8 protein-coding genes and 1 pseudogene are annotated in these 10,415 nt (G+C 71.5%); 4 read left to right on the top strand and 5 right to left on the bottom strand.

The window, feature by feature from the left end; genetic code table 11:
- Positions 1-213 precede the first annotated feature (213 nt).
- Positions 214-1,989, bottom strand: coding sequence for a prolyl oligopeptidase family serine peptidase (locus AB0D31_RS30380; RefSeq protein WP_362729050.1), 1,776 nt, complete (start codon positions 1,987-1,989; stop codon positions 214-216).
- A 70-nt stretch (positions 1,990-2,059) separates the two neighbouring features.
- On the opposite strand from AB0D31_RS30380, the pseudogene AB0D31_RS30375 reads away from it, so the two are divergent.
- Positions 2,060-2,581 (top strand): annotated as a pseudogene (locus AB0D31_RS30375) (class I SAM-dependent methyltransferase); the annotation flags it as partial.
- A 46-nt stretch (positions 2,582-2,627) separates the two neighbouring features.
- Here AB0D31_RS30375 and AB0D31_RS30370 read toward each other — a convergent pair.
- On the bottom strand, positions 2,628-3,605 hold the full coding sequence (locus AB0D31_RS30370; RefSeq protein ID WP_362729048.1) for a threo-3-hydroxy-L-aspartate ammonia-lyase: 978 nt from the start codon (positions 3,603-3,605) through the stop codon (positions 2,628-2,630).
- Positions 3,606-3,638: 33 nt separating this feature from the next.
- Positions 3,639-3,905: a Sec-independent protein translocase subunit TatA gene (gene tatA, locus AB0D31_RS30365; protein WP_362729046.1), complete on the bottom strand. Its 267-nt coding sequence runs from the start codon at positions 3,903-3,905 to the stop codon at positions 3,639-3,641.
- Positions 3,906-4,079: 174 nt separating this feature from the next.
- Between tatA and AB0D31_RS30360 the strand changes: the two genes are divergently transcribed.
- The 3 genes from AB0D31_RS30360 to AB0D31_RS30350 all read left to right on the top strand — a co-directional run bounded on the left by AB0D31_RS30360 (position 4,080) and on the right by AB0D31_RS30350 (position 7,966).
- The gene (locus AB0D31_RS30360) at positions 4,080-5,591 is read left to right on the top strand and encodes an LCP family protein (protein WP_362729044.1); all 1,512 of its coding nucleotides are present in this window, start codon (positions 4,080-4,082) and stop codon (positions 5,589-5,591) included.
- Between the two features lie 154 nt (positions 5,592-5,745).
- On the top strand, positions 5,746-7,272 hold the full coding sequence (locus AB0D31_RS30355) for an alkaline phosphatase (protein ID WP_362729042.1): 1,527 nt from the start codon (positions 5,746-5,748) through the stop codon (positions 7,270-7,272).
- Between the two features lie 37 nt (positions 7,273-7,309).
- The gene (locus tag AB0D31_RS30350; protein WP_362729040.1) at positions 7,310-7,966 is read left to right on the top strand and encodes a hypothetical protein; all 657 of its coding nucleotides are present in this window, start codon (positions 7,310-7,312) and stop codon (positions 7,964-7,966) included.
- Between the two features lie 39 nt (positions 7,967-8,005).
- On the opposite strand, the gene AB0D31_RS30345 is transcribed toward AB0D31_RS30350, so the two are convergent.
- A complete protein-coding gene (locus AB0D31_RS30345; RefSeq protein ID WP_362729038.1) occupies positions 8,006-9,097 on the bottom strand; it encodes a type III polyketide synthase in 1,092 nt (363 codons plus the stop codon).
- 29 nt (positions 9,098-9,126) lie between these two features.
- Positions 9,127-10,332 carry a cytochrome P450 gene (locus AB0D31_RS30340; protein WP_362729036.1) on the bottom strand — a complete coding sequence of 402 codons (1,206 nt, stop codon included), beginning with the start codon at positions 10,330-10,332 and terminating at the stop codon, positions 9,127-9,129.
- Positions 10,333-10,415: the final 83 nt, after the last annotated feature.

Raw genomic sequence — 10,415 nt, 5'->3', positions numbered from 1 at the left:
CAGGGTGCCCAGCCGGGGCCACCCCAGCCGGTCCGGCGCTTGAGGACGAGCGCCCTCAAGGCGCGAACGGGGTCTGGGGCGGAGCCCCAGGAGCATGCACCTCAGCCCAACTCCGGCCGTCGACCGGTTGCTCCCGCCGTGCCGGAGCCGCGCACAGTTGCAGCCCCGCCCCTCTGTAGGGCACCCGGTGCCGAATGGTCGAGCCCGCGCCGGTCAGCGGGGCAGGTGGCGCTTGGCGAAGTCGAGTTCCAGGCGGACCTGTTTGATGCGTTCCTCGACCACCAGCGACCCGTGCCCCGCGTCGTAGCGGTACACCTCGTGCGTCGCTCCCCGCGCGGCCAGCCGGTCCACATAGTTCTCGACCTGGCGGATCGGGCAGCGCGGATCGTTGACCCCGGCCGAGATGTACACCGGCGCCGTCACCGCGTCGACGTACGTCAGCGGTGACGACGCGCGGAACCGGTCCGGAACCTCCTCCGGGGTGCCGCCCAGCAACGTGCGGTCCATCGCCTTCAGCGCCTCCATCTCGTCGTGGTACGCCGTGACGTAGTCCGCGACCGGCACCGCCGCGAGCCCCAGCGCCCACGCGTCGGGCTGGGTGCCGAGCCCGAGCAGGGTGAGGTAGCCGCCCCAGGAGCCGCCCGCCAGGACGAGACGTGCGGGGTCGGCGAGCCCCGAGGAGATCGCCCATGCGCGGACCGCCGCGATGTCCTCCAGTTCGATCAGTCCGACCCGGTGCTTGAGCGCGTCGGTCCACTCGCGCCCGTACCCCGTGGAGCCCCGGTAGTTGACCCTGACCACCGCGAAGCCGTGATCGACCCAGGCCGCCGGGCCCGAGGCGAACGCGTCGCTGTCGTGCCAGGTGGGGCCGCCGTGGATCTCGAACAGGGTGGGGAAGGGACCGTCGCCCGCCGGGCGCTGGACCAGGGCGTGGACGCGGCCGCCGGGCCCCTCCACCCACACGTCCTGCACCGGGACCGAGCCGGGCGCCTTGAAGCCGGGCGGGTCGAGCACGACCTCACCCGTCGTGGAGCGCACCTCGGAGGGGGCCGCCGCCGACGACCACAGGTACTCCACCGTGCCGTCCGGGCGGGCCGTCGCCGCCGACACCGAACCCGCCGGGGTGTCGATCTCGATCAGCGAGCGCGTCGCGAGGTCGAAGCGGAACAGGCCGCTGCGCGCCTCGAAGCTGTGCACGACGAGCAGCCCCGACCCGTCCGGGTACCACTCCGCCGACACGTCGCCCGGCAGATCGAGCGCGAGGTCGCTCTCCTCGCCCGATGCCACGTCCCAGATCATCGGCTCCCAGCGCCCGCGCCGCTGGTGCGAGACGAGCAGCCTGCTGTCGCCGGCGAGCGGCGCGAACCCGAGCACTTCGAGCCCGAGCTCCTCCGTGCCGCCCTTGGTGTCGTCGAGCTCGGCGGCCACCGAGCCGTCCGGGCGCAGCACCCGCAGCGCCGAGTGCATCGCGTCGCCGTGCTCGGTGTGCTCGATCGCGATCAGCGTGCCGTCGTGCGAGAGGTCACCCACACCCGCCGACTCGCGGTGCCGGTAGATCTCGACGGGCGCGGAGCCGGGGCGTACGACATGGATCGTCGAGCCGTCGTCGTCGGTGGAGCGGCCGACCACCGCCGTGCCGTCCCGGCCGAGCGCGAGGCCCGCCGGGTAGGAGGGGGCGAGCCCGGGGACGGCCGGCTCGTCGGCGCCGCCGCCGAACGGCTGGCGCTGCCACACCCCGAACTCGTCGCCGTCGCTGTCGCAGAACCACCAGATCCACGCGCCGTCCGGCGTCAGCACCCCCTCCGTGGTGCCGTTGGGGCGGTCGGTGGCCCGGCGCTGCGCGCCGCTCGCGCGGTCCCACGCGTACAGCTCGTACGTCCCCGTCGCGTTCGACACGAACAGCGAGCGGTCCGGGGCGTCCTCCGCCCAGTCGGGGAGCCCCACCCTCGGCGCCCTGAACCGCTTCTCCCACTCCGGCATCTCGTTCATGCCCCCCATCATGCGCCGGACCGCCGACAATCCGTTCGCGTCCTGCGCAGCCTGTGGATAACTCACCGCCATGTACTCACCGACCCCGAGCGACTGGCGCGAGACCAACAGGGCACGCTGGGACGAGTGCGTGCCGATCCATGTCGCGAGCGACTACTACGACCTCGACGCCTTCCGCGCCGGCGAACGCCGCGACGTGCTGCGCGCCTTCGAGACCGCCGAGGTCGGCGACGTGACGGGCCGCTCGTTGCTCCACCTCCAGTGCCACATCGGGCTCGACACCCTGTCCTGGGCGGAGCGCGGCGCCGCCCGCGTGGTCGGGCTCGACTTCTCCGCGCCGGCCGTCGAGGCAGCCCGCGACCTGGCCGAGAGCCGCGGGCTCGGCCCCGAGCGGGCCTCGTTCGTCACCGCCGACGTGTACGACGCGGCCGAAGCGGTCCCGGACAGCGCGTACGACATCGTCTACACCGGCCTGGGGGCGCTGTGCTGGCTGCCCGACGTGGCCCGCTGGGCCGAGACGGCCGCCTCCCTCGTGGCGCCCGGCGGCTTCCTCTACCGGGCCGAGTTCCACCCGCTCAACGACGTCCTGGACGCCGTGCTGGGCCTCAGCGGATTCGGCGGAGTACGGGCCCCAGCGCTCAGCCCAGGTCTCCGGCCAGCAGCCGGGCATAGCGACCCAGGTCCACGTTGCCGCCGCTGATGATGACGCCGACCCGCTTGCCGCGGTAGCGCTCCGCCAGGTCGCGGGCGCCGGCGAGGCCCAGGCAGCCCGTCGGCTCGACGACCGTCTTCATGCGGGACGCGAACAGCCGCATGCAGTCGACGAGTTGGGCGTCGGTGGCGGTGACGATGTCGGTCACGTGGTCGCGGATCACCGGGAAGGGGTGGGCGCCCAGGTGTTGGGTCTGGGCGCCGTCCGCGAGGGTGTCGGGGGTGTCGATGTGCACGATCTCGCCCGCGCGCAGTGACTGGCGCCCGTCGTCGCCGGCCTCGGGCTCGACCCCGTACACCTCGCACTCCGGCGCGAGCGCGCCCGCGGAGAGCAGGCTGCCCGACAGGAGTCCGCCGCCGCCGAGCGGTACGAACAGGGCGTCCAGGGGGCCGGTCTCCTCGAAGAGTTCCTTCGCGGCGGTGCCCTGGCCGGCCATGACATGGGGGTGGTCGTAAGGCGGAATCAGGGTGAGGCCGCGCTCCTTCGCGAGCGCCCTGCCGATCTCCTCGCGGTCCTCGCTCCAGCGGTCGTAGGAGACAACGTCGGCCCCGTACCCCTTGGTCGCGGCGAGCTTGGCGGCGGGCGCGTCGTGCGGCATGACGATGGACGCCGGGATGCCGAGGAGGGCGGCGGAGAGCGCGACGGCCTGCGCGTGGTTGCCGGACGAGTAGGCGACCACGCCGGCGCGCCGCTGCTCCGCGTCGAACTGCGACAGCGCGTTGAACGCGCCGCGGAACTTGAACGCCCCCATGCGCTGCAGGTTCTCGCACTTGAAGTACAGGCTCAGACCGAGTTCGGCGTCGGTGAGCCGCGAGGTCATGACCGGGGTGCGGTGGGCGTGCGGGGTGATCCGCTCGTGCGCGCGGATCACGTCGTCGTACGTCGGCAGCTGTTCCAGTTCCATGCCCCCCGAGCGTACGGGGCACGGTCGGCGGGGTTACGGGGCCGGGTGGGCCGGTGCCTCGGCGGGGGAGGGGGCGGGAGCCGGCGCGGGAGCCGGGGTGACGTGGGCGACCGGGGTGGTGGCGGCGGGCGCCATGGCCGAGCCGTCCTCACGCATCGCCTTGGTCTCGCTCTTGAGGATGCGCAGGGACTTGCCGAGCGCGCGTGCCGTGTCGGGCAGCTTCTTCGAGCCGAACAGCAGGATCAAAACTACGGCGACGATCAGCAGGTGCCAGGGTTCGAGTCCGTTGCGCAGGAACATCCCGCGGTCCTCCCTCGTTCGCGTCCTACAGCCACTGTCGCCCGGGCGGCTTCTCCGCCGGGCTGGGGCTGATGGCTCTCAATGAGACTTGCTACATTGCGCAACTGTACAACCAGACCGTACGACTCACCGTCTCCTCTACAGAAGAGGCGCGAATGAGGGATGAGGGGTCCGATGGCCGGGAGCCACAAAGCGGGAGCGGCAAGCAGGCGTGAGAGCGATGGCCCGGCCGCGCCGCGGCGCGGCAAGAAGCGCAGCCGCGCGCGCCTCATCGGCATCACGGGCCTCTCCGTCGTCGTCCTCGCCGTCGCGGGCGGTGGCTGGATCTACTTCCAGCTGAACGGCAACATCAAGACGTTCGACGACGGCGGCATCTCCGCCGATCGCCCCGCCGCCTCCACCAAGGGCTCGAACGTCCTGATCATCGGCTCCGACACGCGCTCCGGCGACAACGCCCAGTACGGCCACGGCAAGGGCGACATCGGCCGCTCGGACACCGCACTGCTGCTGCACGTGTACGCGGACCAGAAGCACGCCGTCGCCGTCTCCATACCCCGCGACTCCCTGGTCGACATACCGTCGTGCAAGCTCCCGAACGGCAGCTGGACCAAGGGACAGCACCGTGTGATGTTCAACTCGGCGTTCGAGGTGGGCGAGACGGTGGAGGGCAACCCCGCCTGCACCCAGAACACCGTCGAGAAGCTCACAGGGCTCCGCGTGGACCACACGATGGTCATGGACTTCGAGGGCTTCGCGAAGATGACCGACGCGGTCGGCGGTGTCCAGGTCTGCGTGCCCAACAACGTCTACCAGGGTGACCTCAACCCCAAGCTCAAGCGCAAGGGAAACCTGGTCTTCGCCAAGGGCCCGCAGAAGGTGTCCGGGCAGAAGGCGCTGGACTACGTGCGCATCCGGCACGGCATAGGCGACGGCTCCGACATCGGCCGCATCAAGCGCCAGCAGGCGTTCATCGGCAGCCTGATCAAGCAGGTGAAGGGCAACGGGCTCGACCCGACCACGCTGCTTCCGCTCGCCAACGCGGCCACCAAGTCGATGACCGTCGACCCGGGTCTCGGCTCCCCCAGCAAGCTGATCTCGTTCGCCATGTCGATGAAGGGCATCGACCTGCACAACACCAAGTTCGTCACCCTGCCCTGGCGGTACGAGGGCGCGCGTGTCGCCGTCGTGGAGCCGGAGGCCGACGCGCTGTTCGCGGCACTGCGGGCCGACCGCACCGTGGACGGCCAGGACGCCGGCGCCAAGGACAAGAGCGCCGCCCCCTCGCCCGCCGCCTCCGCGCCGGCGCCCGCCTCCGGCAAGGGGATCAGCGTCGCCGTCTACAACGGCACCATCACCAAGGGGCTCGCGGGCACCGCCGCCGAGTCGCTGAAGAGCGCCGGCTTCACGGTGACCGGCGCTTCGACCGCCGCCACCCAGGACTACACGCACACCGTCATCCAGTACGGACCGAACGACGCGGCCAAGGCCAAGACGCTCGCCACGCACTTCCCCGACGCGCTGATGCGCCCGTCCAAGCAGCCGGGCGTGAGCGTCATCCTCGGCACGCAGTACAAGCCCGACGGCCCGGACGCGTCGCCGAGCGCCCCCGCCGCCGTCCCCTCGTCGGTGGCGGACACGGCCCGATCGGCCGACGACAACATCTGCTCCAACCTCTCGTACGGGTGAGCCGTTCCCCACAAGGGGCAAGGGCAAGGGCAAGGGCAAGGGCAAGGACGGGCAAAGGGCAGGAGCGGAAACGTTATAAGGAAGGCAAAGGCGTTCGTCCCCGCGTTGCCCGGTCCTTCCGGTCCGTTCACATACGACTAATAGCTTCGCGGCCATGAGACACACCACCATGAAGGTGCTCGCGGTGTTCGCGGCGGCCTCCGCCGTCGCCACCGGCACGGCCGTCACCGCCAACTCCACGCCCCGGCACGGGCACGGCGACGGCGGCCGCGAGATCCACAACGTCATCTACCTGCTCGGCGACGGCATGGGCCGCACCCATGTCACCGCGGGCCGCGAGCGCTACTACGGCGCTCAGTCCAAGCTGAACATGGAGAAGCTGCCCTACACCGGCGCGGTCGCCACGTACGCCGTCGAGAAGGGCAGCGACCGGCCCGCCCTGGTGACGGACTCGGCGAGCGCCGCCACCGCGTGGGCCTCGGGTGTCAAGACGTACAACGCCGCGATCGGCGTGGACAGTTACGAGAAGAAGCGCGTCACGCTGATGGAGCAGGCCAAGGCGGCCGGCTTCGCCACCGGCAACGTCTCGACCGCCGAGATCACCGACGCCACGCCCGCCGCCCAGTTCAGCCACGCGCTGCTGCGCGGCTGCCAGGGCCCCACGTACTCGGACGCGGCCTGCCTGCCCAAGGACGCCGACGGCAGCTACGAGAAGGCGCCCGCCGACAAGACGCTGATCACCCCGATCGCCGAGCAGATCGCCCGCAACGGCACCGCCGACGTGGTGTTCGGCGGCGGGCTCGCGCGGTTCGAGCCGGACGACCAGAAGGCGTTGCAGCAGCAGGGCTACCAGGTGCTCGGCTCGTTCGGCGACCCCAAGCTGCCCGCGCAGAGCGCCGATTCGCAGAAGGTCGCCACCAAGGCCGACCTCGACAAGGCGCGCGGCAAGAAGGTCGTCGGGCTCTTCAACCGGGGCAACCTCACCGTCGAGCAGGCCAAGGCGGCGCTGCCCGCGGGCGCCCCGCAGAAGCAGGAGCCGACGCTCGCCGAGATGGCGAAGAAGTCGATCGACCTGCTCGACGGCCGCTCCAGGAACGGCTTCTTCCTCCAGATCGAGGGCGCCCAGATCGACAAGCGCTCGCACGCCAACGACGCGGCCCAGACGCTCGCCGAGGTCAAGGCGTTCGACGACGCGGTCAAGGCGGCCACCGACTTCGCGAAGAAGGACGGCCACACCCTGGTCGTCGTCACCGCGGACCACGAGTGCGCGGGCTTCAACATCATCGAGAAGGGCACCTACACCAACGCCGAGTCGCTGGCGCCCCCGGCCAACACCGACGCCGGCAACACCGCCAACAACTCCCGTCCCTCGCGCGCCACGTCGGGCGCCAAGGACCCGGCCCGCTCGACGGGCATCGCCAACGGCGCGGGCGCGGGCGCGGGCGACGCGAAGAACTTCGCCCCGGCGACCTTCCGTACCCCCGACGACCCCCGGGGTGTCAAGGACGGCAGCCCCGACGCGAGCCTGTGGCTGACGTACCTCTCCGGCAACCACACCGGCGCCGACGTGCCGATCTTCGCCTACGGGCCGGGCGCGGGCCGGTTCGCGGCCAGCCAGCTCAACACCGACCTGTACGGCAAGATGTACGGCTCGCTCTTCGGCCGCGCCCCGCGCGGCTGACCGTCCGGCCCGCCCCACTCACAGGAGTCGTACGTTCATGAGACGCAGCCGCACCGCCGCCCCGGCCGCCCTGGCCCTCGTCACCCTCGCTCTGGCGACCGGCTGTGGCGGCGGTGCCGGCGAGCGCGCCGAGGACGCGCCCAGCCCGGTCCCCTCGGTGAGCTTCGCCGCGCCGAAGCAGGCCGCCGCCCCCGCCGCGTACCGCGGCCTCGCACGGGGTGAAGTGCGGCTGGAGCCAGGTCCGTTCACCGATCGCGTGAAGGTGACGGGCAGGGCGCTCGGCGCCGGATCCGCCGTGACCGGGCACCTCGCCGTCACCTCGGACGTCAGCGACCTGATCGCCCTTGAGCTGCGCGCCGCCTACTACGACGCGGACGGCAAGCTGCTGGGCACGGGCACCTTCCAGTACGCCGAGGAGGGCCACGACGAGCACGCGGGCGCCCACACCCCGGCCGCCGAGGGCGCGGGCATCGACTTCACGGTCCGGCCCACGGCCCCGAACGCGACGAACGAGCCGGCCGGCGCGGAGCGCGGCACCAGCGCGCCGACCGCCGGCACCAGCGCGCCGACCACCGGCACCAGCGCGCCGACCACCGGCACCAGCGCGCCGACCGCCGGCAGCATTTCGGCCGGCGCCCTGAGCGGGGTGCCGACCGGGGTGGTGCTGTCGATTCCCGTACTCGTCAACGAGTGACCGGGGGCGGGGAGTAACGAACTACCGCAGCCGGGGAGTTCAGAGCTCGGCCGCCATCGCGTCGAGCTCCTCGTCCAGGTGCGGGCCCGCGTTCCAGCTGCCCACGCCGATCTCGGCGGTGATGCCGGGTCCGAACCCGGCGATCAGGCCGCGGGCCCCGTCCTCCATGCCGCCCTCGTCGAAGAGCCGGGCCAGCGCGTCGAAGACCACCGAACTCGCGATGTTGCCGCGCTCGGTGAGGGTGCTGCGGCTGAAGCGGAACATCTCCGGACCGAGGTCGAGGAAGTGGCACAGGTCGTCCAGGATGCGCGGGCCGCCCGCGTGCACGATGTAGAAGTCGAGCCCGCCGACGTCCCAACTGTGCTGCGCCACCAGGGATTTGAGGGCGGGCGCGAGCATTTCCATGGTGCCCGGCACCCGCTTGTCGAGCTGGAAGTGGAAGCCCGTCTCGCGCACCGCGTACGAGATCCAGTTCTCGGTGTCCGGCACCAGGTGCGAGCCGTTGCGCTCGATCCGCATGCCGGTGCCGCCCTCACCGCGTACCACCGCGGCCGAAAGTGCGTCCCCGAACAGGCCGTTGGAGAGCAGCGAGCCCACGCCGATGTCGGTGGGCTGGTAGAGCAGCGAGCAGAACTCGCACGACACGATCAGCACGTTGGAGCCCGGGTAGGCCGTGATGAAGTCGTGGGCGCGGTTGATCGCCGCGCCGCCCGCCGCGCAGCCGAGCTGGGCGATGGGCAGCTGCCGGGTGTCGGAGCGGAAGCCCATCGTGTTGATCAGCCAGGCCGTGAGCGAGGGCATCATGAAGCCCGTGCACGACACGTAGACGATCATGTCGATGTCGGCGGCCTCGACCTCGGCGTGGGCGAGCGCCTCGCGCACCACTTGGGGCACCCGCCGCTTCGCCTCGGCCTCGTACACCTGGTTGCGGAGCTCGAAACCGGGATGGGCCAGGGTCTCTTCGAGGGGCTGCACCAGGTGGCGGGTCAGGACGCCGGTGTTCTCGATGAGCCGCAGGACCAGAGGGAGCTGCGGATGCGCCGCGTGGGTCTCACGGGCGATCGCGAGGGTCTGCTCCTGGGTGATGACGTGGTCGGGAACGGCGACCGCCGGTCTGCACAGGGTGGCCATCTAACTGCCTTTCGTCAGTGGGAGGTTGGTCACCAGGCGACCGGAAGGCTGAGCGGATAGCGCCAGATGGAGTGGGTGTTCCACGGCACGTCGGCGGGGGCGCCGGCGTGATGGATGCCCGGGAAGCGAGTGAGCAGGGAGGTGAACGCCACCTCCAGCTCCATCTGGGCGAGCGGGGCGCCGAGGCAGTGATGCGCACCCCAGCCGAACGTCATGTGCGCCACCGCGCCCCGGTCCAGGTCGACCTCGTCGGGCCGGTCGAACTTGCCGCCGTCCCGGTTGGCGGTGAGGTAGGAGACATGGACGACGTCCCCGGCCCGGATGAGCACCCCGCTCAGCTCGACGTCCTCCAGGGCGATCCGGGGGATGCCGACGCCCTTGCGGAACGGGATGAAGCGGAGCAGCTCGTCGAGGACCGACGGGAAGCGGTCCGGGCGCGCACGCAGGACATCGAGGATGTCCGGCCTGGTCAGCAGCGTGTACGCGATGTTGCCGAGCTGGTAGGTGGTGGTGTCCTGGCCGGTGATGAGCAGGACCATCGCCATCACGGCGAGCTCCTGGTCGTCGAGGAGCTCGTCCCCGTCGCGGGCGGTGGCCAGGGTGGAGATCAGGTCGTCGCCGGGGGCGCGGCGGCGGGCCGCGGTGAGGTCGGTGAAGTAGGCGCGGAGTTCGGCCTTGGCCGTCACGGCCGCCTCCCGGCCCGCGGCGCCGATGTTCATCATGGTCAGCGCGTGGCCGCGCAGCCAGTCCCGTTCGCCCTCCGGGATCGCGAGGACCTCGCAGATCGTGACGAGGGGGAGCGGGGCGGCGACGTGCGCGACGAAGTCGGCGGGCGAGCCGTGCGCGGCCATCGTGTCGAGCAGCTCGTCGACCACGCGCTGGGTGCGTTCGCGCATCCGCGCCACATGCTTGGGGGCGAAGCTCTTCGCGACGAGGCTGCGCAGCCGGCTGCTGGCCGGCGGGTCCATCAGGTTGATCGACTCGTCCTGCACGATGGGCTCGGGGGTCATCCGGGGGAAGTCCCGGCCGATGACGGCGCTGCGGCTGAAGCGGCGGTCGGTGGTCACCGTCCGCACGTCCTCGTAGCGGGTGACGAGCCAGGCTTCGCCCTCCCCGTACGCCATGCGGATCCGCGCGACCGGTTCCTCGGTCAGCATCCGCTGGAGCTGCGGGTCGAATTCGAGTGCGTCGGCGTAGTCGAAAGGGCAGCTCCACACGGTGTCTGTGGTCTCCACGAGGCGTACTCCGATGTGTCAGGGACGGCGGGGGCAGGGGATGAGCCCTGTATCCCCGGACACCGGCGGGGACATGTCCCCGA

It is taken from the genome of Streptomyces sp. NPDC048361, from assembly GCF_040651795.1.
Lineage (GTDB): Bacteria > Actinomycetota > Actinomycetes > Streptomycetales > Streptomycetaceae > Streptomyces.
This window is presented reverse-complemented; position numbering and strand designations above follow the sequence as displayed.

Bases quoted from the DNA above. Each gene is read 5' to 3' on its own strand.
- AB0D31_RS30360 (WP_362729044.1), top strand. From the start codon at position 4,080: ATGGCCGGGAGCCACAAAGCGGGAGCGGCAAGCAGGCGTGAGAGCGAT.
- AB0D31_RS30355 (WP_362729042.1), top strand. From the start codon at position 5,746: ATGAGACACACCACCATGAAGGTGCTCGCGGTGTTCGCGGCGGCCTCC.
- AB0D31_RS30370 (WP_362729048.1), bottom strand. From the start codon at position 3,605: ATGGAACTGGAACAGCTGCCGACGTACGACGACGTGATCCGCGCGCAC.
- AB0D31_RS30345 (WP_362729038.1), bottom strand. From the start codon at position 9,097: ATGGCCACCCTGTGCAGACCGGCGGTCGCCGTTCCCGACCACGTCATC.
- tatA (WP_362729046.1), bottom strand. From the start codon at position 3,905: ATGTTCCTGCGCAACGGACTCGAACCCTGGCACCTGCTGATCGTCGCC.
- AB0D31_RS30350 (WP_362729040.1), top strand. From the start codon at position 7,310: ATGAGACGCAGCCGCACCGCCGCCCCGGCCGCCCTGGCCCTCGTCACC.
- AB0D31_RS30380 (WP_362729050.1), bottom strand. From the start codon at position 1,989: ATGAACGAGATGCCGGAGTGGGAGAAGCGGTTCAGGGCGCCGAGGGTG.